The sequence below is a fragment of the Marinobacterium litorale DSM 23545 genome (assembly GCF_000428985.1).
Taxonomy (GTDB): Bacteria; Pseudomonadota; Gammaproteobacteria; order Pseudomonadales; family Balneatricaceae; genus Marinobacterium_D; species Marinobacterium_D litorale.
Window position 1 is genome coordinate 48,811 of sequence record NZ_AUAZ01000023.1, and the last position, 20,362, is coordinate 69,172.

A 20,362-nucleotide genomic window follows, 5' to 3' on the forward strand; every position below is an offset into this window, starting at 1 on the left:
TTTATGGTGGGCCCGGTGATCAGCGCACGCCCCAAATCTGCAACAGGTAGAGCAGGGCGATGGTGGCACCGAGCATTAGCAGGGTATAAAACGCGTTCTGGCGAATCAGCCCGCGGGCCGAGCAGCGAAAGCGTGCCTGCAGGATGAAGTTCAGGCCGCTGAAGGCGCTGCCGGACATTGATAGTGACGTGCCCATGATGTAGGCGATCGCCATCAGTGTCGGAGTCGTCGTGATGTCGGCCAGCAGGCCGAGGAAGATCGCGACCAACGCGAACTGGTGAATCCCCAGATAGGCCCCGCCGACGATGCAGACCAGCACCAATGAGGCAACCGTGGCATCGGTCTGTTCGAACGGCAGTTCGATGAGTCCCTGGGCGATGCAGGCCTTGACCCCGGCGGCGAGCAGCCCTGCACTGAGAAATAGCCCGATCTCGCCGCGTGCATCCGGCAGCCGCTCCACCGTGTGGCTTTTGGCAGCCTTAAGCGAGCTGACAACGCCGCTGCGCAGGATCAGCAGTGCCAAAGGTGCCGCCAGTGCCATCGAGGCGACGACGCCGATAGTGGGCAGATCAGGTGCCTGCCATGAGATCAGCAGCACACTGGCGATCAGCAGTGCCGGCAGCGTCAGCGTCGACCGCTTTATCGGGTAACCGGCATAGTCCGCCAGATCGCGCGGGCAGAGCAGGCGCGCCTCGAATGCGGTCAGCATCAGACCCAGCAGCGCCAGCGTGATCGTGAACGGATAGATGCTGTAGATATCGCTGCCGGGGACCTTATCCAGCGTCATCGGCAGGATGCTCAGAAACGGCGACCAGAGCACGGCAAGACTGAACCCACGCGCCAGTATGATCTGTGACAGACGGGCCAGCTTTTCACCACGATAGAGCTGCTCACCCACCATCACCACGGACGAGAAATTGGCCACGGACGAGAAAAAATGCATGCCGCCGAGCGTGGTCAGGAAGCTGCGCAGCCCGCGTCTGTCGGGCGCCGGTTCAAGCTTCGACACCAGACGGATGAAATTGACCGCAGCCAGCAACATCGCCAGCTTCAGGTGTTCGCTGAGCAGCGCAACAGGATCCGGTGTGCCGCCCTGCAGCCAGGCCCAGGCGGCAAACAGCAGGCCTGCCCCACACAGGATCGCCAGCAGGCGGATCTGGCGCGGTGCCAGGCGAGGCAGTTCGGCGAGTACAAAGCCCCAGGCCAGCGCAGTGGCGAACCCCTCGGCCTGGATCAGGCCGAATGTATCGCCCAGCGCCAGAGCCATGGCCGAGAAGATCATCAGGCCCGACACCGCACCCAGCGGTTCGAGCAAGCGTAGCGGAAGTGATTTCGCGGATAGCATCGTCAGGTGGCTCCGGGATAGATAAGAACAGACTAGCGGTTTCGGGTCAGCAGCAGAGCGGCGAACGAGCCCAGTCCGCATAGCCCGATCATCAGGGTCATCGGCAACGGCGTGCCGTCGTGCAGAGCACTGGCCAGGGTGCTGGCCAGCGCGCCGAGGCCGAACTGGGCGGCAACGCCCAGGCCCGCCGCGGCGCCGGCCTGTTGCGGGTAATGCGACAACAGGCTGGCCATGCAGTTGGAGCCCAGTACACCGGTGACGCCGACGAAGCCGAACAGGCCGATAACGATTAGCGGCAGTCCGCCGACCTCGAAAATGCCTCCGATCATCAGCAGGATGCCGGACAGCGCGGCGCAGGCGGCACCGGCATAGAGCAACGGTTGGGTGCCGACCCGTTTGACGAAGCGTGCGTTGAGTGTGACGAACAGGATCACGCCGCCGATATTGAGGCTGAACAGCCAGGCATAGAGCTGGGGTTCGAGGCCGAAGTAGCTGACGTAAACGAACGGCGAGGCGGTGATATAGGTGAACATGCCGGCGAACACCAGCGCCATGCAGAGCACGTAGCCGATCGCGACCCGCTGGCGGGCCATGCGCAGATAGGCGGCGAAGACCGACAGCACGCTGGCCTCGCGGGTCGGATTGGGGTGGGTTTCCGGGATCTTCCAGGCCGTGAACGCCAGCGTCGTGGCGGCAAACAGCATCAGCGTGACGAACAGCGAGCGCCAGCCCAGTAACAGCAGCAGATAACCGCCAAGCAGCGGCGCGATCAGGGTCGCGATCATTGTCACCAGATGCATCAGCGACAGTACCCGTGCGGCCTCGTTGACCGGGAACAGGTCGCGCACGATGGTGCGCCCCAGCACTGCGGCGGCGGCCCCGCCGAGCGCCTGAACCAGCCGCAGGCCGATCAACTGGGCTGAACTGTCGGCAAATACGCAGCCCAGGCTTGCAATCACATACAGTGCCATGCCGCCAAGCAGCAGCGGACGGCGGCCAAACTTGTCCGACAGCGGCCCATAAAACAGCATGCCGACGAAGAAGCCGACCAGAAACACACTGATCGTCAGCTGGATATCGGACTCGGGGCTGCCCAGATCCTGGGCGATCGCCGGCAGGCCCGGCAGGTAGAGATCGATCGAGAGGGCGCCGAACGCCTGCATGGCGGCGAGCAGCACGATGAGTCGTTGCGGACGAGCGATTGCTGTCATGGCTTACACCCTGAAAAAACGGGCCCGCAAGCGCGGGCCCAAAGCACCATATGCAACTGGGAAAAGTAGCCGGAGGCTCTTTCCCTTTGCCCGCTTACAGCCGGCTTGCGCCGGGGGCGAACGTGTCGGTGACCGAGGCCTGGGGCCCCGGGACCGACTCTCCAGACTGCTCCGATACCGGGAAGACCGCATTGATCTGACCGGTACCCGAGCTGCCGAAGTAGGGGGTGATAATTTCGGCCGACTGGTCATAGTCGGACCAGCCCAGAGCGCCGAGCATCATGGCAGTATCATGCATAAAACCTTCGCCGTGACCTTTGGCGGCGTATTCGGGCAGCATCTCGCAGAAGGTTTTCCAGTCACCGCGCTTCCACATCTCGACCACTTCGTTATCCAGTGTCTCGAGGAACGGGCTCCAGACCCGGGTCGAGAAGTCCGGGGCCTGGCCGTTCTGAGCGAAGCGGTGAGACAGGGAACCGCTGGCAAAGAAAGCGACCGTGCCGTCGTAATGCTCCTCGACCGCCTTACGCATGGCCCAGCCCAGACGAGCGGAGTCATTGAGGTAGTGCACCGTGCACATGGCCGAGACCGAGACCACCTTGAAGTGGCGGTCTTCATTCATATAGCGCATGGGGACCAGGGTGCCGTATTCGGGGTCCAGGGTGGTGTTATCATGGGCCAGCGTTTCAACGCCCTGCTTGTTGCACTCTTCGGCCAGAATACGGCCCAGTTCCGGGTTGCCGTCCAGTTCGAACTCCATATTGGAGATGAAGTGCGGCAGCTCGTTGCTGGTGTAATTACCCTTGTAGTGCGGCGCACAGTTAATGTGGTAGTTGGCGTTGACCAGCCAGTGGGTATCGAATACGACGATGGTATCGACACCCATCTCACGGCAGCGGCGTCCGATCTCTTTGTGGCCGTCAATAGCCGCTTGACGGAACCCTTTCTGCGGGCCGTCCAGCTCCGACAGGTACATGGACGGAACGTGTGTGATTTTTGCAACCAGTGCCAGTTTACCCATGTCAATTTCCTCTGATTCTTAAAATGTGTGTGAGACTGAGATCGCTTAGCGGGTCTCGGCCAGCTGTTGTCGCTGACGATTAACCGCGAACGCATGAGATCCCAGAGCTGCCAAGGGCGCCAGGCAGATGCAGACCGCGATCGGCAGCACACCTTCACCTAACAACAGGGGCATGAGCTGAGCGATCAGTGCCCCGGTAAGCAGTTGAATAAAGCCCATCAGGCCGGAAGCGGTTGCTGCCGACGTGGTTGAACAACTAATGGCCGCTGATTGTGCATTGGGCTGGCTGAGCCCCCGGCCGAAGGTGACCAGTGCCATCGGCAGAAACAGCGTCATGAAATTGAGAGCGCCGCCCAGCGCGAACAGCAACAGACACACTGCGCCGGTGAGCGATGTCAGGTTGCCTGCCAGTACGACCTGATCGATGCTTGCCCGGCGTGCCAGCCGAGTGGACAGAAAACTGCCCGCCATGAATGCCAGGGAAACCGCCAGGAACCAGGTGCCGAACTGGGCCGAATTGCCTCCGAGACGATCGACAATGTAGGGCGCGGAGCCCACAAACATGTAAAACGCCGCAGCGATAAATGTGGTGGACAAGGCGTAGCCCAGATAGCCGGCGGACTGAAAGACCTGCGCGTAACGTTCAATCACCGGTTTGATCCGCAGACTCTCGGAGCGCTCGTGGCAGGTTTCAGGCAGCTGCAAGGCGGCCACCAACAGTGCCACGGCTCCCATACAGAGCGAGACGTAGAAGATGGCGTTCCAGCCTGCCCACAGGTTCAGATAGCCTCCCACCGTTGGTGCGATAGACTGGGCGATGGCGATCGCCATCACGATATAGCCCATGCGCCCGGCGGCACCTTCGCGGCCGTAGATGTCGATGATAATGGTACGGGCCAGAACCATCGCCGCGCTGCCCCCCAGCGCCTGGAGTACACGCCCGGCGATCAGCATCACCACATCCGGTGCCAGGGCGGCGAGCAGGCTGCCCAGCGTGTGCAGCGCAAGGCCGGCCAACAGGATCGGACGACGACCCAGATGATCGGCCAGGGGACCGGACAATAACTGCCCAAACGCCAGCGTGAACAGGTAAGCGGTAAAGCTAAGCTGGATGACTCCGACATCCGTTTGCAGCTCCCGTGCAGCATCCGGCATGGCCGGGACAAACAGGTTGAGCGCCAGCGGGCTGGCCATGGCGATCAATGTCATCAACGCGACGGATGGAGCTTTGCTTGGCGGTATCGGAGTCATCGGCGGCCTTACCTTAGTTCGGGTCGCGAATAACCAGCAGACGCAACTCGGTCATATCTTCAATGGCGTAACGTACACCTTCCCGGCCCAGACCACTGTCCTTTACGCCGCCGTACGGCATGTGGTCCACACGCCAGGAGGGCACATCGCCGATAACGACGCCGCCCACTTCAAGCTCATCCCAGGCTTTCTGAATCCTGTAGATATCACGGGTAAAGATACCGGCCTGCAGACCGAAGTCGGAGTTGTTGACCTCTTTCAGCGCGGCATCGAAGTCGCTGAACTTCGACAGGATCGCCACCGGGCCGAACGCCTCCTGGCAGTTCACGTTAGTATCGCCCGGCACATTCTCAAGCAGGGTGGCCTGCAGCATCGCACCATCGCGCTCGCCGCCGGCCAGTACGGTGGCACCGGCGCCTTTGGCTTCCAGCACCCAGTTATGCAGGCGAGTGGCTTCCTTCTCGGAGATCATCGGGCCGATAAAGGTCTCTTCATCTTTCGGGTCGCCGCTTTTGAGCGCTTTGACCGCCGCCGTCAGTTTGTCGCGCACGGTGTCGTACAGGCTTTCATGAACCATGATGCGCTGCACGCTGATGCAGCTCTGACCGGACTGGTAGTAGGCGCCAAAGACGATGCGCTGGACTGCATCCTCGATATCGGTGCCCTCGTCAACGATACAGGCCGCATTACCACCTAACTCCAGTACCACCGGTTTCTTGCCGGCGCGGGCCTTCAGGTCCCAGCCCACTTCCGGCGAGCCGGTGAAGCTCAGCAGCTTCAGACGATCATCGGTGGTGAACAGGTCAGCACCGTCGCGACGGCACGGCAGGATTGAGAAAGCGCCCTTGGGCAGGTCGGTTTCGGCCAGCACCTCACCGATGATCAGCGCACCGATCGGGGTCAGGCTCGCCGGTTTCAGCACGAACGGGCAGCCGGCGGCAATTGCCGGCGCCACTTTGTGTGCGGCCAGGTTCAGCGGGAAGTTGAAAGGCGAGATGAACGAGCAGGGGCCGATCGGCACCCGCTTCCACATGCCGGTATAACCTTCGGCGCGAGGGCTGATGTCCATCGGAATCACTTCGCCGCCGATGCGCACGGCTTCTTCAGCAGCAATGCGGAAGGTATCAATCAGACGGGTGACTTCGCCGCGGGCGTCCTTGATCGGCTTACCGGCTTCGATACACAAGGCCTCCGCCAACTCTTCGAAGCGCTTAACACAGTGGTTCAGGATCGACTGGCGCTTGTGAGCGGGCAGTTTGCGCATCGGCTCATCCGCGTCCTTGGCGGCGGCAATCGCCTTGTCGATGGCGTCGGCATCGGCCAGGGCTACGCGGGTTGCTACTTCACCAGAGTACTTGTCGTGGACCGCCAGATCCTGATTGGGAGTCAGGGCCTCGTTGGCCAGGAAATAGGGGTAGGTTTGCTTAAGCATAGGGCTCTCCGGCAAATCGCTTCGGGAGGTCCGCAGGGCGATAAACGTGGGCGACCTTTTCAGCAAAGACAGCCAGCAACCGCTGTGGGCATCCGGAATCGACAATTACTTAATATATTAATTAATAACTTTAGATAACATGTTAACTAAAGTCAATGCGTAATGTTCAGTGTAGTCGAGGAAGGCCGCTTACAGTCTGATGTTGCAGACCTTGGTCAGCAGCGCGTGCAGCATATCCATGTCTTCCGGGGAGAGCTTATCGGTCAGGTCACGGTAGCGCTGCTCCAGGCGTGGGCTCAGTTCGGAGAACATCGCCTTGGCTTTATCCGTCAGGCTGATCAGTATGCGTCGCTGGTCTTCTGGTGACTTGCGGCGCTTGATGTAACCATTCTGCTCCAGGCGGCTGATGATGCCGGTCAGGCTTGGGCTGAGAATACAGCACAGATCCGCCAGCTGCTTTGACTCTAGCTCCTCATACTCGTTCAGCGCGCGAATTACGCGCCATTGCTGCTCAGTCATCGGGATTTCCTGAAGAATAGGCCGGAAAAAACCCATGGTGACTTCACGTGCTTTCAGGAGCTTGAGGGGAATGGAGTCTTCGAACTTGCGCATATATTTGGACTACTTGCTGCGTGTGTGAGTGGACGCGATATCCGTTGCAAATCTGCAATCCTATATTTTATTAATGTATTAACTAATGTCCAGCGTTATTGAAGTCCTTTCGTTTCATGCCGGTATTGGTCCTGCTCCCACGGCTGTCCATCGCTAAACCATTCCACCAGAAAATCGAGCATGGTGCGCACCGAAGCCGGCAGGTGCTGTCTGGACAGATAGACACCCCAAATAACCAGTTCAGGCGGGCTCCATTCAGGAAGTAACTCTATCAAACTGCCGTCATCTATTTTCGGGTTGGCGAGATAGGTCGGCAGTTGAACGATGCCGGTGCCGGCAAGCGCCGACTCCATCAAAATAGAGGCTTCATTAGCGGTCAGGTTGCCGCTGACAGCCACAGTCACCTCCTCTCCCTGTTGGTTGTTGAAGCGCCATTCGCTCTTGCCAAAGTTGGTATAGGTCAGGCAGTTGTGCGCCTTGAGTGACAATGGATCCGCCGGCGCGGTGTGGTGTTGCAGGTAAGCCGGTGATGCGCAAATCACCGAGCGGCAGGGGGCGATCCGGCGAGCGACCAGGTTGGGATCGAGTTCGCCGGTAATCCGAATGGCCAGGTCGACCCGCTCTTCAATCAGATTGACGGCACGGTCAGCGACCATAAGGTCAACCGCCACATCCGGGTAGCGGCGCAGGTATTCAGCCACCGCCCCGGCCAGGTGGGCCTGCCCAAAGGAGATGCTGGTCGTCATACGGAGTTGGCCGCGGGGGGCTGTATCACGCTCGCCCACTGTGGATTTCAGATCCTGTGTCATCGCCAGTACCTGTTCACACTGGCGCAGACAGGCTTCCCCGGCCGCCGTCAAAGAGACCCGGCGTGTGGAGCGCTGCAATAACCGTGTACCCAACCAGGTTTCCAGTTCCCTGACATACCGGGTTGCTTTGACGCGGGTAATATCGAGGTGGTCCGCAGCGGCCGTAAAGCCCCCCCGCTTAGCCACTTCAGCAAATACCCGCATGGCTGTGAGTCGATCCATATTTGTTCGGTCTATGAAACAAAAAGTAACATTTACTGGTATTTTTTCGATCTAATCAAGAGGGTAGAGTGCTCGAATCTTACATTGGAGGCGAGCCCTCACGACACGCTCTTGGAGGTCAATCATGAAATCCCTTATCAGCCAGGATGCGCTGGACCAGCTTTTTTACCAGGCGCACAGTTTTAATCAGTTCACCGACCAGCCGGTCAGTGACGAGCAGATCGTTCAGTTGTACGAGCTCCTGAAATGGGGTCCGACCTCAATGAATACGCAGCCTGCACGGTATCTGTTCATACAAAGCACAGAGGCCAAAGAGCGTCTGCTGCCTGCGATGCTGGCAAGCAATGTGGAGAAAACGCGGCATGCGCCCTTAACGGTTATCGTCGCCAGTGACAGCGAGTTTTACGAGCACCTGCCAACGCAGTTCAAGGCCTACGATGCCGCGCCCATGTTTCGCGAGAATAAAGAGCTTGCAAAGGCGACGGCCTTCCGCAATGGATCGTTGCAGGGGGCTTACCTGATGATCGCAGCACGGGCGCTGGGTCTGGACTGTGGCGCCATGAGTGGATTTGATCCGGAAAAAGTGAATGCGACATTTTTCCCTGAGGGGCGGTGGAAGGTTAATTTTATTGTGAACCTGGGTTACGGCGTTGACGGTGGGCATCACCCGCGGGGTGAGCGGCTGGCCTTTGATCAGGTCGCCCGGGTACTTTGAGGCAGGTTCATGAAGCCATTTAAGCTGCACTACATATTCGATCCGCTATGCGGCTGGTGCTATGCCGCGGAGCCTTTACTGGCGGTGGCTCAGGCCAACTCGGCCTTCGAGCTGGTTCTCCACGGTGGCTGGCTCATGCGCGGGCAGAGAATCGCGCCTGCCATGCGTGCTCATATTGCCAGCGCCGACCGCCGTATCGAGCAACTGACAGGGCAGCCATTCGGTGAGGGATATCTGAATGGTTTGCTTCAAGATCCTGAAACCGTTCTGGATTCCAGGCCGCCCATTACCGCAATCCTTGCGGCTGGCTCGCTGGGGGTTGATCCGTTCGCCATGCAGCGGTCGATTCAGCACGCGCACTATGAACAGGGGCTCAGGGTATCGGAGCTGGACACACTGGCCGGCCTCGCCACGACCTTAGGTATAGACTCCAATGCTTTTTTGAGTGCTTTTTCACAGCAGAGCAAAGTTGTTATGGGTCATATTGATGAGTCGTTGAGGCTACTGGAAGCGGCCGGAGGCGGGGGCTTTCCAACGCTGCTGCTGGAAACGGGGGCGGGCATGAAGCGCCTCGATCTTGCCGGTTACTACGGAAAACCGGACCAGTGGCGTGCTTTTCTGGCTGCCAGTGTGTGAGGGCTGGTTCAAGCGGTTAGACGCCCGACATTATGTCGGACGTCTGCCGCTTGTGCTCAGCAAGCCTTGGGATCGTTGAGGTATCTGTGTCAGTACCTGCTGATCCGGAAGCACCGTTGGAAACAATCAGACCGGGAATACAACGTTGGCCTGACCAGTGCCGGAGCTCGGGAAATATTCTCCCAGCAATTCGCCCTTGCCCTCATACTTATCCCAGCCCAGGGCACCGAACAGCATGGCGGTATCATGCATGCCACCTTCGCCACAGCAGTACTGGGCATATTCCGGGAGCATCTTCAGGAAGGTTGCTATCTCGCCGTTCTGCCACAGCTCCAGCACGCGCAGGTCGACCTGGCGGTTGAATTCACGGGAGATTGTAAAGGCGCCATTGTTGGCCACGTAGAGCTCGTTTTCCCAGATTTTGTGGGATAGGGAGCCGGATGCAATCAGAGCGACTTTGCCGTCACACTGTTTGATCGCTTCAGCGATCGCTTCACCAAGCACGCGGGAGTCGTTCAGGCTGTGAACGGTGCACCAGGCGGCAACTGAAACCACTTTCATCTCTGAATCTGGATCCATGTAATGCATCGGAACCAGGGTGCCGTATTCCAGGTCCAGCGTCTCTACCTGATGGGATAGGGTGAATACGCCCTTATCAGTAGCAGCCGCTGCAATAGCGTCGCCCAGTGCGGGGTAGCCCTTGTATTCGTATTCCAGATTCTGGATGAAGTGGGGGAACTCGTGGCTGGTGTAAACACCCTTGAAGTGTTCGTTGCTGTTGATATGGAAGCCGGCGTTAACCAACCAGTGGGTATCCAGCACAATCACGGTATCGACACCCAGCTCCCGCATCCGGCGACCGATTTCACGATGGCCATCGATTGCACTTTGCCGGCAGCCTTCCAGCTTGCCCGGCTTTTCTGATAGCAGCATTGTTGGCACATGCGTAACTTTTGCAGCAAATACAAGCTCGCCCATTGCGGTTCTCCCGTTTTTGTTTTGGTTTACATATTAACTATGTAACTTTAAAAAATAATTAATATATTAAGTAAATTACAAATAAGCCGCCTACAAGTCAATGTGACTTTCTGTTTTAGGCGGGCTTTTACCGGTTGAGTTGACCGGGATCAGTGTTTACGAAACGCTGCGACAAAAAACATCACTCTTGCTGTTTTCTAAACTGCTGAGCGGTCATGCCGGTATGCTTCTTGAAGAACCGAGAGAAGTAAGCCGGGTCGGTAAAGCCCAACGCATAACAGATCTCATTGCTGGTGTGGCTAGTAAAGGTCAGCATGCGTTTGGCTTCCTGAATCAGGCGGTCATGTATCAGTTTCTTAGGCGACCGGTTGCTGATTCGATGACAGATCTGGTTGAGCCGGCTTTCGGATACGCCGATCTGCTCGGTGTAGCGAGGTAATTGCCACTGTTCGCGGAAGTGCTCTTCGATCAGGTCGGAAAAACGGTGGAAAAGCCGCAGGTCATCATTATTGACCGCGACGCTGTCAGAGTGTGGAGTAGCGAGTCGTGCGATGCGTACCAGCAGCAAGCGCACCAATGAATCCATGGCCAGGTTCTTGGCGGGCAGAGACTGCGACCATTCCGCCCGGATATTGCGCAGGGTCTGGGCCAGACGGGTCCACTGGGAGCGTTGTTCCTTGGGCAGATTGCCGCGCTCGATACAGATCCCGACGCTGAGGTCGGTCTCTATCTCCTGTTCGAGCCCGTCCTTCATCAGTTGCCAGAGTAGGGACTGATGAATCGTCAGTACATGACCGCGTGCATCCCTTGAGGTTAGAAACGAGTGGGGTGTGGATGCAGGAGTCAGGAAGCAGGCCGGGCCTGTGACCTGGTAGATCAGATCATCTATATGAAAATTGATCGGACCCCGGTCGATGTAGTGAATCTGGATATATTGCGCGTGGCGGTGAACCGGCATGTCACGACCGAAGAAGTCGGCCAGATTCTCCAGCTCATCATAATGGATCGGCGCGTCAATGTAGCGCTGATCGTAATCCTGTCCCAGGATGATATTGGGAATCCATTCGATGTGTCTGGGGTCGGTCACTGTCAGTCTTATCAGTTAAAGGCGGCAGCGGACCGTTATCTGTCCGCTGCCAGCAGTGTATCAGATCAGCCTTTACCCAGCTGCGGTACGCGGTGGGTACCGTGTGCGATACAGACGTTCTTGGTTTCCATGTAGAAGTCGAAGCTCCAGTCGCCGCCGTCGCGACCGATGCCGGACATCTTGATACCACCGAACGGAGAGGGCAGGTTACGGTTGTTCTCGGAGTTCACCCACAGCATGCCCGCTTCGACGTGCTTGGCCATACGCATGGCGCGGCCGGTGTTCTCGGTCCAGATGTAACCGGACAGACCGTACTCGGTATCGTTGGCTATCTTGATCGCTTCCTCTTCGGTGTCGAAGGAGATGGCGGTCAGTACCGGCCCGAAGATCTCTTCCTGGGCGATGCGCATCTGGTTGTTGGCACCGGTGAAAAGAGTCGGCTCCAGATAGTTGCCGGTCGGATTGATATTGCCCTGAGCAGTATCGATACGCTTACCGCCGACGGCGATGTTAGCACCGTCCTCTTTAGCGATATCGAAGTAGCTCAACACCTTGTTGTAGTGCTCGGTGGCGACCAGCGGACCCACTTCGGTGTTCGGATCCAGAGAATGTCCGACTTTCAGGTTGCGGACACGCTGCTCCAGGGCTGCCATGAACTTGTCACGGATACCGCTCTGGATCAGCAGACGGCTGGAGGAGGTGCAACGCTGACCGTTGAGGCTGTAGATCATGAAGACAACGGCATCCAGTGCACGTTCGAAGTCCGCATCGTCAAAGACGATAACCGGGTTCTTGCCGCCCAGCTCGAAGTGCATACGCTTGAGGGTGTCGGCACCCTGACGCATGATGTGCGAACCGGTGGCCGATTCACCGACCAGGGCAACCGCCTTAATCGCCGGATGTTCGGTCATGCGCTTGCCAGCCGTTTCGCCAAAGCCGTTAACCATGTTCCAGACACCCTTGGGCAGAACTTCGTCAGCGATCTCAGCCAGAATGTAGGCGCTCAGGGGGGTCAACTCGGCCGGTTTGTGAACCACGGTGCAACCTGCTGCCAGCGCGGGTGCGATCTTCCAGGTGGAGAGCATGAACGGCGTATTCCAGGGGGTGATGATACCCACGGGGCCGATCGCTTTACGCACGGTGTAGTTGGTGTGCTCTTCCTGGTGCAGGGCCAGGCCGTTCTGGGCTTCCGGTGCCTTGTCGGCGAAGAAACGGAAGTTGGCTGCGCCACGCACCGCCGCCTGCTTCATAAAGCGAATCGCCTGACCGCAGTCCATGGACTCGACCAATGCGATTTCGTCGGCACGCTCGACCAGGCGATCAGCGAACTTGTTCAGCAGACGCTTGCGCTCGGCACCGGGAGTGGCAGACCATTCTTCGAATGCGTTCTCAGCCGCTTCACAGGCTGCATCCATATCGGCAACAGAGCCTGCCATCACTTTACCGATGGAGCTGTTGTCGGTGGGGGTGTAGTTATCGTATTCGCTACCGCCGTTACCCAGGGTGAATTCACCGTTGATGTAGTGGCCGGTGGTGTTGTTCTTGAAACGCTCCAGGTACTGGGTGGCGCGTTCCATATTGGTATCGAAAGTGTCGCTCATTGTTTCTCTCCCGTGTTTATTAAACCCGGTGCAGCGCGGGGAGCGGCACCGGGGCGGGGTTGGAATCAGTATTTATCGCCGTAGAATTCCTGCTCGCTGACCATGCGGGTCTCCAGTGAGCAGATATCTTCGATAGAACAAACGATGGTATCGCCGGGTTGGCAATCAACGATGCCGTGCGGCGTCCCGGTGCAGATCATGTCGCCCGGGTTCAGGGTCATGATTTTGCTCAGGTATTCGATAACGAAAGGCACGTCGAAGATCATGTCCTTGGTGGTACCGTCCTGAGTCACCTTGCCGTTAACGGTGGTGGTCAGTTTCAGCGCGTTGGCATCCGGAATGTCCGCGGTATCAACAAGCCAGGGGCCCATCGGCAGCAGAGAATCCCGGCTTTTTACACGCAGGTTGGGGCGATAATAGTTTTCCAGATAGTCGCGGATAGCGAAGTCGTTGCAGACGGTGTAGCCAGCCACGTAATCGAGCGCATCTTCGCGCTTGATGTTTTTGCCCGTTTTTCCGATCACCGCGACCAGTTCACACTCGTAGTGCTGATAGTCGATGTTGTCCGGGCGGTAGCTCACCTGCTTGTGGCCGGTCAGCGTGTTGGCGTGCTTGATAAATACCAGCGGTTCTTTCGGTGGCTCAAACGCCAGCTCGGAAGCGTGATCCGCATAGTTGATACCCAGAGCAAAGATGGTGCCCGGCTCTTTCACCGGCGGCAGCCAGGTGATCTGGTCCGAGTCCAGCGCTACGTTCAGCGTTTCGCCATCCGCTGTGGTGATCCGGTCGTTGGCATCAATATCGATATCCAGTTCGCGGCCGTCAAAAATGATCCGTGCGTGTCTCATGCTCAGGCACCTCCCAGTGTGTTTCTCAGGGTGCCGACACCCTCGATAGCAGCTTCTACTTTGTCGCCCTTGGCAACGGGTACGCGATCACCGGCAAAACCGACGGCGATAATTTCGCCCGCTTGCAGGGTCATAATGTGGGAAATGGTGCTGATCAGCTCGGCAATACTGCGCTCCAGGTTGGCAAGTGCTAACTCGCTCTTGACTTCACCATTGACGCTCACGGTGACACTCAGGGCATCCGGATTGGTGACTTTGTCGGCCGCAACGATCGCTGGGCCCACCGGAGCGGTGGTGTCCTGGCACTTACCCTTGATGTCTGGACGGTAGTAGGTCTCTTCCGGCAACGAGTAATCGCCAACGACGGTGTAACCCTCCACGTAGTTCAGTGCGTCAGCCTGGCTAACCCGGCAGGTCTCCTTGCCGATCACGACGCCGAGGCTTGCGCCGACCACCATGGTGTCGACATCGTTGCCGTCCATATCTTTCGCCCACTCGATCTCGGCACCGTCCACATTCCACGTATTACGCGGTTTGTAATAGAGTACCGGCTGGGTCGGCGGCTTTTTATAGGGGGCTTCGTTAAAGGTGCTGTCCAGCGCTGCCAGTTGTGCCTTATCGTTAAGTGCGACACAGACCAGCTTGCTGTTGACCAATGTGTTTTTGTTCATGGATAACCTTCTTTATCAGTAGCCTGCTTGAGGCTTGTCCTCTTCAACCGGCTGGTCGCTCTTGAACTGCTGAGCCAGCTTGCGCGCACCCTGAGCCAGGATCATTGTGTCAACACCGACGCCAACGAAGCTGGCGCCCTGGCTGACGTACTGATCGGCCAGGCTTGGGTCCAGGCACAGGAGGCCTGCATGTTTGCCGGCTGCCCGGATCTTGTTGAGTCCGGTGTTGATCGTCTCGACTACGGCCGGGTTGCCGGCATCGCCGATGTAGCCCATGGACGCGGACAGGTCGGAAGGGCCAATAAAGACGCCATCGACGCCGTCAACGGCCAGGATCTCGTCCAGATTTTCCATGGCGCTGGCGGTTTCTACCTGCACGATCAGGCAGATTTCATTGTTGGCTTTTTTCAGATAACCGGGGATCTGGTTCCAGCGTGCTGCCCGGGCCAAAGAGGTGCCCAGGCCGCGGATGCCTTCAGGGGGGTAGCGCACGGCGCGGACCAGTTGCTTTGCCTGCTCCGCGTTTTCAACCATGGGTACCAGCAGGGTCTGTACGCCGATATCCAGCAACTGCTTGATCAGCGCGGTGTCGCCCTCCACGCAACGTACGATCGGAGCCACATCGTAGGGGGCGATCGCCTGCAGGTGAGACATGATGGTACGCAGGTCAAACGGCGCGTGCTCGCCGTCGATCAACAGCCAGTCGAAACCGGCCACGGCTGCTATTTCAGCGGCGCTGTTATCGGGCAGGCCCAGCCAGAGCCCATATTGGGTTTCTCCGGTGGCCAGGCCCTGTTTGAAACGGTTCTTGGGAAGCTCCATAAAAGGCTCCTAGTGCAATTACTCGAACCGAAGGCCGATGCCGCCCAGCGGACCGAAGTCAGCGTGGATCGTATCGCCGGCCTTAACCGGTACCGGACGGGTGAACGATCCGGCAAGAATGATCTGACCCGGCTCCAGGCCAACGCCATGGGGGGCGAAGCGCTTGCACACCCAGCTGATGCCCTTGGCCGGATGGCCCAGAACACCGGAGGCCAGACCGGTCTCTTCGATCTTTCCGTTGAGGTAAAGCGCAGCACCGGCCCAACGCAGGTCGGTTTCGGTGGGTTTGATCGGGCGACCACCCAGAATAATGCCGGCGTTGGCGGCGTTATCAGAGATGGTGTCATAGACTTTGCGGGTGTAGCCGGTTTCCGGATCGGTGCGCATGCAGCGTGCTGCGATCAGTTCCAGTGACGGAATTACGTAATCGGTGGCGTTATACACATCGAAGATTGAAACGTTTTCGCCAAACAGCGGCTTGTTCAGGATAAACGCCAGCTCCACTTCGATACGCGGATCCAGGAAGTCGGAGGCTTTCAGTGTGGCGCCATCTTCGAACAGCATGTCATCGAGCAGCACACCGTAATCGGGTTCGTCGATATTGACGGCCATCTGCATGGCGCGTGAGGTCAGTCCCACTTTGTAACCGATAACGGAACGGCCGGTAGCGATTTTCTGATCAACCCAGGCTTTCTGGATAGCGTAAGCATCGCTCATATCCAGTTCCGGGTACTCCAGTGTCAGGGCGGGAATCTGCTTGCGACCGATTTCGGCCTGATGCAGCTTTTCCGCGGCTGCCTTGATCTGATCTTGCGTCAACATGCTGGGGACACCTTCTTGTTCTCTACGTTGGAGTAGGCTCCAGGCCCCGGTGGTGGGCTTCTGAAGTCAGTTAACCTATTAACTAGTGCGGCCCTTTGTGTTCGAGCCTCTCTGATCGATTCTGGATTATTTTAGTTAACATCTTAATTAAGTCAATGTCTGGCTGGATAGTTAATATAGAAAATAATTTATAATTGGTAGTGTTGACAGAAGTTAATATGTTAACTAGATTTGCGTTGGCAGCCTGGAGCAGACTCTGGTCCGGCTGTGGTAATGACATAACAACAGAGAGAGCGGTTGCCATGCCCCACTTTGTCGTAGACTACTCGGCTAACCTGCATGACAAGCTGGAGTTCCAGTCCCTGTTCAAGGCCCTGCATGACTATGTCGTGTCCACCGGCGCCTTTCCGATAGGTGGCGTGCGTAGCAGGGCTATCCGTTGTGACGACTACCGCGTAGCGGATGGTCGGGAAGATTTCGCCTATCTAAACCTGAGCCTCAAGATAGGACATGGGCGCGATATGGAGCTGAAGAAGCAGGTCGCTGAACGTGTCTTTGATATCCTCTGTGACTGGATGAAGCCGGTGACCGACAACGGTTACTGTCAGATCTCGTTCGAGATGACCGAGCTCGATCCGGTACTCAAGTTCAACAAAAACAATATCCACCCACTGTTTGCCAAGTCTCCGTAGAGAGTCGGCGGGTCGGTATTTCGCAATTATTTGAAATCTAGCTCTTATAACTAAAACTAAACCGATGCCAAGGTAATTCCATGATTAATAAAAAGCTTTTCAGCAAAGCCAAAGCGGCTGTAATGGTTGCGGGCCTAACGCTGTCTACCAGTGTGTTCGCAGAGACGGTGCTGCGTGTCGGTACCTGGCTGCCGCCCACCAACCCGCAGAACGAGATCGTTTGGCCGACCTGGGCCAAGTGGGTTGAAGAAGCTACCGAGGGCCGTGTTCGAGTCGAGATCGAAGAGGGGCTGGGTCATCCCAAAACCATGTTCCAGCTGGTCGAGGACGGCGTGATCAATGCCAGCTTCAGCTACCACGGTTATGTACCGGGCCGGTTTGAGCTGCCGCAGGCGATTGAACAGCCGGGTCTGGGCGTAAGTGCAGAAGCGGCGTCTGTTGCTCTGTGGCGCGTGTATAAAGAGTATTTTGAAGAAGCCAACGAGTTTGCTGGTCTGGAAGTGATCGGCATGTTCACCCACGGCCCGGGTTACATCCACTCCAAGGAACCGATTACCTCCTTCGAGCAGATCAAGGGCAAGAAGATTCGTATCGGCGGTGGCGTCCAGAGTGAACTGGGTGAGCGTATGGGCATCACCCCGGTTGCCGCTCCGGCACCGAAAGTGTACGAGATGCTGCAGCAGGGTGTCATTGACGGCGTATTCATGCCCATGGGTGAGCAGAAGGCGTTGCGTTTGCATGAAGTCGCACCGAACGTAACCATGCTGCCGGGTGGTATGTACCTGGGTAGCTTCTCTATCTTCATGGATCCGTACTTCCTGGAAGATCTGGACCCGAAAGACCGCGAGGCGATTCTGAGCGTTTCTGGCGAGAAGCTCTCTCAGTTAGCTGGTAAGGCCTGGGATAGCATCGACGCGGCGGGTTATAAGACTGCACAGGAGAATGGCGTCAACATCATTGAGATCAAGGAAACCGATCCGATGGCGCTTGAATTTTATTCCATGATCAAAGGTATGAAGGAACAGTGGATCGAAAGCGTTTCCGACCGTGGTATCGACGCTGAAGCTGCTATCAATGATCTGTGGAAGATCGCTCGCGAATATGAGAGCGGCAAGTAGTAAAGGTATTCATCATGTCTTTGAGTGCATGGGTTAGTGCACACTATGACGAGATCGGGCCAGTCAAATGGCTGGCCTTCGCTCTCGAACTGGTGGCTGCAGTCGTACTCTTCTCGCTGATGGCGATCACCTGTGTCGATGTGGCCGGGCGCTATCTGTTTGCCAACTCGCTCGATGGAGCCACTGAGCTCACCGAAGTGGGGCTGGCAATCATGCTGTTCGCCGAGATGCCGGTGGTAACCTGGCGCGGTGGGCACGTGGTGGTCGATATCATGGATCGCGTACTGGGCGGTACTATCGTCAAGGTATTGGGTCTTCTGGCTGCCCTGGTGATCTCCACCTCCATGTATTTCCTGGGGATGCGGATTTTCGAGCTGGCTGAACGTTCCCTGCGTCGTGGGGTTGTCACCGAGTATCTGGAGATGCCCGCCGGGTATATCGTCCAGTACATTGCCGTGATGAGCTGGTTCACCGCTTTGGGAATGATTACCTACGGCATATATCGCATTATCACGCGTCCCAGCGAGTAATCCCGACTATCAAGGGTGTTCTGCCATGTCCGTTGTATTGATCGGTTTTGCCGTTCTACTGTTTTTGATCATCGTCGTCCGCATGCCCATCGCCTTCGGTATGGGCCTGGTCGGGTTCTTCGGCTTCGCTGCCCTGCAGGGGCTGGAGTGGAGTAACCTGGCTGATTTCCGCTGGAGCGGCGTTCTGTCGATGGCGTCCTATCGCGTGATCGATACCGTACAGGAGTACAGCCTCTCGGTGATCCCGCTGTTTATCCTGATGGGTAACCTGGTCACCCGCTCCGGGCTCTCCCACGAGCTGTACCATGTGTCCAACGCCTTTCTGGGCCACCGCAAGGGCGGTCTCTCCATGGCCACCGTGGTCGCCTGTGGCGGCTTCTCCGCCATCTGCGGCTCAAGCCTGGCCACCTCGGCCACCATGGCCAAGGTCGCCATGCCGCCGATGCGCAAGTACGGTTACTCCGATGCCCTGGCCACGGCCTCCATCGCCGCCGGCGGTACCCTGGGTATCCTGATTCCGCCCAGCGTGATCCTGGTCATCTACGGCCTGCTCACCGAATCCTCCATCCGTGAGCTGTTTGCCGCCGGCTTTATTCCCGGCATGCTGGGCATCCTGCTCTATCTGGCCGCTGTGCGCTATGTGGTCTGGCGTGACCCGTCTCAAGGCCCGGCCGGTGAAAAGATGCCCTGGCGCGAACGGCTGCTGGCCCTGAAAGGGGTCTGGGGCGTGCTGCTGCTGTTCACCATCGTCATGGGCGGTATCTACCTGGGTATCTTTACACCCACCGAAGCGGCCGGTATCGGTGCCGGTGGTGCTTTTGTCATCGCCCTGGCCCGTCGCTCGCTGAGCCTGACTACACTGTTCGATACGCTGACCGATACGGTACGCACCTCGGCCATGCTGTTCGCCGTGGTGATCGGCGCGCTGATCTTCTCCGATTTCATCAACCGGGCGGGCCTGCCGGATGCGCTGCTGGGCTTTGTCACCAGTCTTGAAGTGGAACCGATTGTGGTGATCCTGGCAATCCTGGGGATCTACATCGTGCTGGGGATGGTGTTCGAGAGCCTGTCGATGATGCTGCTGACGGTACCGGTGTTCTACCCGCTGGTGTCGAGCCTGGGGTTTGATCTGGTCTGGTTTGGTATTGTTGTTGTGGTGGTTACCGAGATCAGCCTGATTACGCCGCCGGTGGGGATGAACGTGTTCGTGCTCAGTGCGGTGTTGCGGGATGTGAAGACCGGGACCATCTTTAAGGGCGTCACCCCGTTCTGGTGTGCCGACATTGTGCGTCTGGCGCTGATCGTTTTCGTGACCCAGATCGCTATGTTCCTGCCGGAACTGTTGTATCGTTAAGGAAATCGATCGGGCCGGAGCGAAGACTCCGGCCCTTTAGCCCCAGACAACCGGAGTCATTGTCATGCTGCCAGACGTTAAGAAGATCCTTTACGCATCCGATATCGAAAAGGGCTCACGTCCTGCGTTCCGTCGCGCCGTCAGCCTCTGTGGTCACTACCATTCCGAAATCACCTACCTGCACGTTATCGAGCCGCTGCCCGCATCCGCTGAAACGCTGGTCCGCAACATCTTCTCCGAGGAAGAGCTGGAAGAGCGCCAGCGTGAGGGGATGGAACACCTGCAGGCCAAGGTGAAAGAGCGCATCGAGCGTTTTTGCGAGTCAGAGCTGGAGAACAGCGATATCCTGTCACCGTCTCAGGTCAAAGCCCGGGTTGAGGAAGGCACGCCCTGGCGTATGATCCTCAAAGTAGCGGACGAAATCGATGCTGATGTCATCGTAATGGGGGTACGCCACCACTCGGCCATGGAGAAGTTCCTGCTTGGCTCAACTCCGAATAAGGTGATGTACAACAGCAAGCGGCCGGTGCTGATCGTTCCGCTGACTGATAAGGACTGATAGGGCTGTACTGATCCACCGGCACT

The 20,362-nt window shown here is 57.7% G+C and carries 21 protein-coding genes; 7 read left to right on the top strand and 14 right to left on the bottom strand.

What is annotated here, in order from left to right:
• Positions 1-19 precede the first annotated feature (19 nt).
• From G403_RS0115930 to G403_RS0115960, 7 genes are all read right to left on the bottom strand, one after another.
• Positions 20-1,345 (bottom strand): hypothetical protein, encoded by a 1,326-nt coding sequence (locus G403_RS0115930; protein ID WP_036234154.1) that lies wholly within the window; start codon positions 1,343-1,345, stop codon positions 20-22.
• Positions 1,346-1,377: 32 nt separating this feature from the next.
• A complete protein-coding gene (locus G403_RS0115935; protein ID WP_027854874.1) occupies positions 1,378-2,556 on the bottom strand; it encodes a Bcr/CflA family multidrug efflux MFS transporter in 1,179 nt (392 codons plus the stop codon).
• 94 nt (positions 2,557-2,650) lie between these two features.
• Positions 2,651-3,577 carry a 3,4-dihydroxyphenylacetate 2,3-dioxygenase gene (gene hpaD / locus G403_RS0115940; RefSeq protein ID WP_027854875.1) on the bottom strand — a complete coding sequence of 309 codons (927 nt, stop codon included), beginning with the start codon at positions 3,575-3,577 and terminating at the stop codon, positions 2,651-2,653.
• A gap of 45 nt (positions 3,578-3,622) precedes the next feature.
• On the bottom strand, positions 3,623-4,828 hold the full coding sequence (locus tag G403_RS0115945; RefSeq protein ID WP_027854876.1) for a multidrug effflux MFS transporter: 1,206 nt from the start codon (positions 4,826-4,828) through the stop codon (positions 3,623-3,625).
• Positions 4,829-4,841: 13 nt separating this feature from the next.
• Positions 4,842-6,260, bottom strand: a complete 1,419-nt coding sequence (locus G403_RS0115950) for an aldehyde dehydrogenase family protein (RefSeq protein WP_027854877.1) — start codon at positions 6,258-6,260, stop codon at positions 4,842-4,844.
• 189 nt (positions 6,261-6,449) lie between these two features.
• Entirely contained in the window at positions 6,450-6,872 is a 423-nt protein-coding gene (hpaR, locus tag G403_RS0115955; protein ID WP_027854878.1) for a homoprotocatechuate degradation operon regulator HpaR, read from the bottom strand.
• Between the two features lie 95 nt (positions 6,873-6,967).
• Positions 6,968-7,903: a LysR family transcriptional regulator gene (locus G403_RS0115960; RefSeq protein ID WP_027854879.1), complete on the bottom strand. Its 936-nt coding sequence runs from the start codon at positions 7,901-7,903 to the stop codon at positions 6,968-6,970.
• A gap of 124 nt (positions 7,904-8,027) precedes the next feature.
• Between G403_RS0115960 and G403_RS0115965 the strand changes: the two genes are divergently transcribed.
• Both G403_RS0115965 and G403_RS0115970 read left to right on the top strand, forming a co-directional pair.
• Positions 8,028-8,618 (top strand): malonic semialdehyde reductase, encoded by a 591-nt coding sequence (locus G403_RS0115965; RefSeq protein WP_027854880.1) that lies wholly within the window; start codon positions 8,028-8,030, stop codon positions 8,616-8,618.
• Positions 8,619-8,627: 9 nt separating this feature from the next.
• On the top strand, positions 8,628-9,254 hold the full coding sequence (locus G403_RS0115970; RefSeq protein ID WP_027854881.1) for a DsbA family protein: 627 nt from the start codon (positions 8,628-8,630) through the stop codon (positions 9,252-9,254).
• Between the two features lie 126 nt (positions 9,255-9,380).
• On the opposite strand, the gene hpaD (G403_RS0115975) is transcribed toward G403_RS0115970, so the two are convergent.
• From hpaD (G403_RS0115975) to hpaH, 7 genes are all read right to left on the bottom strand, one after another.
• Positions 9,381-10,232 (bottom strand): 3,4-dihydroxyphenylacetate 2,3-dioxygenase, encoded by an 852-nt coding sequence (gene hpaD, locus G403_RS0115975; protein WP_027854882.1) that lies wholly within the window; start codon positions 10,230-10,232, stop codon positions 9,381-9,383.
• A gap of 181 nt (positions 10,233-10,413) precedes the next feature.
• Positions 10,414-11,319: a 4-hydroxyphenylacetate catabolism regulatory protein HpaA gene (gene hpaA / locus G403_RS0115980; protein ID WP_027854883.1), complete on the bottom strand. Its 906-nt coding sequence runs from the start codon at positions 11,317-11,319 to the stop codon at positions 10,414-10,416.
• A 65-nt stretch (positions 11,320-11,384) separates the two neighbouring features.
• On the bottom strand, positions 11,385-12,920 hold the full coding sequence (hpaE, locus tag G403_RS0115985) for a 5-carboxymethyl-2-hydroxymuconate semialdehyde dehydrogenase (RefSeq protein ID WP_027854884.1): 1,536 nt from the start codon (positions 12,918-12,920) through the stop codon (positions 11,385-11,387).
• A 65-nt stretch (positions 12,921-12,985) separates the two neighbouring features.
• Positions 12,986-13,768, bottom strand: coding sequence for a fumarylacetoacetate hydrolase family protein (locus tag G403_RS0115990; protein WP_027854885.1), 783 nt, complete (start codon positions 13,766-13,768; stop codon positions 12,986-12,988).
• A 2-nt stretch (positions 13,769-13,770) separates the two neighbouring features.
• Complete coding sequence (locus G403_RS0115995; RefSeq protein WP_027854886.1) at positions 13,771-14,439, bottom strand: fumarylacetoacetate hydrolase family protein; 669 nt, start codon at positions 14,437-14,439, stop codon at positions 13,771-13,773.
• A gap of 15 nt (positions 14,440-14,454) precedes the next feature.
• A complete protein-coding gene (hpaI, locus tag G403_RS0116000; protein WP_027854887.1) occupies positions 14,455-15,261 on the bottom strand; it encodes a 4-hydroxy-2-oxoheptanedioate aldolase in 807 nt (268 codons plus the stop codon).
• A gap of 18 nt (positions 15,262-15,279) precedes the next feature.
• Positions 15,280-16,083 carry a 2-oxo-hept-4-ene-1,7-dioate hydratase gene (gene hpaH / locus G403_RS0116005; RefSeq protein ID WP_027854888.1) on the bottom strand — a complete coding sequence of 268 codons (804 nt, stop codon included), beginning with the start codon at positions 16,081-16,083 and terminating at the stop codon, positions 15,280-15,282.
• A gap of 218 nt (positions 16,084-16,301) precedes the next feature.
• Here hpaH and G403_RS0116015 point away from each other — a divergent pair, with 218 nt between their 5' ends.
• The 5 genes from G403_RS0116015 to G403_RS0116035 all read left to right on the top strand — a co-directional run bounded on the left by G403_RS0116015 (position 16,302) and on the right by G403_RS0116035 (position 20,336).
• Positions 16,302-16,775, top strand: coding sequence for a 5-carboxymethyl-2-hydroxymuconate Delta-isomerase (locus G403_RS0116015; protein ID WP_245578371.1), 474 nt, complete (start codon positions 16,302-16,304; stop codon positions 16,773-16,775).
• A gap of 80 nt (positions 16,776-16,855) precedes the next feature.
• A complete protein-coding gene (locus G403_RS0116020; RefSeq protein WP_027854891.1) occupies positions 16,856-17,893 on the top strand; it encodes a TRAP transporter substrate-binding protein in 1,038 nt (345 codons plus the stop codon).
• A 14-nt stretch (positions 17,894-17,907) separates the two neighbouring features.
• A complete protein-coding gene (locus G403_RS0116025; protein ID WP_027854892.1) occupies positions 17,908-18,423 on the top strand; it encodes a TRAP transporter small permease in 516 nt (171 codons plus the stop codon).
• Positions 18,424-18,448: 25 nt separating this feature from the next.
• Positions 18,449-19,777 carry a TRAP transporter large permease gene (locus tag G403_RS0116030; protein WP_027854893.1) on the top strand — a complete coding sequence of 443 codons (1,329 nt, stop codon included), beginning with the start codon at positions 18,449-18,451 and terminating at the stop codon, positions 19,775-19,777.
• A 64-nt stretch (positions 19,778-19,841) separates the two neighbouring features.
• Positions 19,842-20,336, top strand: coding sequence for a universal stress protein (locus G403_RS0116035; RefSeq protein ID WP_027854894.1), 495 nt, complete (start codon positions 19,842-19,844; stop codon positions 20,334-20,336).
• The last annotated feature ends 26 nt before the right edge of the window (positions 20,337-20,362 follow it).

Bases quoted from the DNA above. Each gene is read 5' to 3' on its own strand.
- G403_RS0115965 (WP_027854880.1), top strand. From the start codon at position 8,028: ATGAAATCCCTTATCAGCCAGGATGCGCTGGACCAGCTTTTTTACCAG.
- G403_RS0115950 (WP_027854877.1), bottom strand. From the start codon at position 6,260: ATGCTTAAGCAAACCTACCCCTATTTCCTGGCCAACGAGGCCCTGACT.
- hpaE (WP_027854884.1), bottom strand. From the start codon at position 12,920: ATGAGCGACACTTTCGATACCAATATGGAACGCGCCACCCAGTACCTG.
- hpaD (WP_027854882.1), bottom strand. From the start codon at position 10,232: ATGGGCGAGCTTGTATTTGCTGCAAAAGTTACGCATGTGCCAACAATG.
- G403_RS0115945 (WP_027854876.1), bottom strand. From the start codon at position 4,828: ATGACTCCGATACCGCCAAGCAAAGCTCCATCCGTCGCGTTGATGACA.
- hpaR (WP_027854878.1), bottom strand. From the start codon at position 6,872: ATGCGCAAGTTCGAAGACTCCATTCCCCTCAAGCTCCTGAAAGCACGT.
- G403_RS0115970 (WP_027854881.1), top strand. From the start codon at position 8,628: ATGAAGCCATTTAAGCTGCACTACATATTCGATCCGCTATGCGGCTGG.
- hpaI (WP_027854887.1), bottom strand. From the start codon at position 15,261: ATGGAGCTTCCCAAGAACCGTTTCAAACAGGGCCTGGCCACCGGAGAA.
- G403_RS0115960 (WP_027854879.1), bottom strand. From the start codon at position 7,903: ATGGATCGACTCACAGCCATGCGGGTATTTGCTGAAGTGGCTAAGCGG.
- G403_RS0116030 (WP_027854893.1), top strand. From the start codon at position 18,449: ATGTCCGTTGTATTGATCGGTTTTGCCGTTCTACTGTTTTTGATCATC.
- G403_RS0115990 (WP_027854885.1), bottom strand. From the start codon at position 13,768: ATGAGACACGCACGGATCATTTTTGACGGCCGCGAACTGGATATCGAT.
- hpaD (WP_027854875.1), bottom strand. From the start codon at position 3,577: ATGGGTAAACTGGCACTGGTTGCAAAAATCACACACGTTCCGTCCATG.
- G403_RS0116020 (WP_027854891.1), top strand. From the start codon at position 16,856: ATGATTAATAAAAAGCTTTTCAGCAAAGCCAAAGCGGCTGTAATGGTT.
- G403_RS0116025 (WP_027854892.1), top strand. From the start codon at position 17,908: ATGTCTTTGAGTGCATGGGTTAGTGCACACTATGACGAGATCGGGCCA.
- G403_RS0115995 (WP_027854886.1), bottom strand. From the start codon at position 14,439: ATGAACAAAAACACATTGGTCAACAGCAAGCTGGTCTGTGTCGCACTT.
- G403_RS0115935 (WP_027854874.1), bottom strand. From the start codon at position 2,556: ATGACAGCAATCGCTCGTCCGCAACGACTCATCGTGCTGCTCGCCGCC.
- G403_RS0116035 (WP_027854894.1), top strand. From the start codon at position 19,842: ATGCTGCCAGACGTTAAGAAGATCCTTTACGCATCCGATATCGAAAAG.
- hpaH (WP_027854888.1), bottom strand. From the start codon at position 16,083: ATGTTGACGCAAGATCAGATCAAGGCAGCCGCGGAAAAGCTGCATCAG.
- G403_RS0115930 (WP_036234154.1), bottom strand. From the start codon at position 1,345: ATGCTATCCGCGAAATCACTTCCGCTACGCTTGCTCGAACCGCTGGGT.
- G403_RS0116015 (WP_245578371.1), top strand. From the start codon at position 16,302: ATGTTAACTAGATTTGCGTTGGCAGCCTGGAGCAGACTCTGGTCCGGC.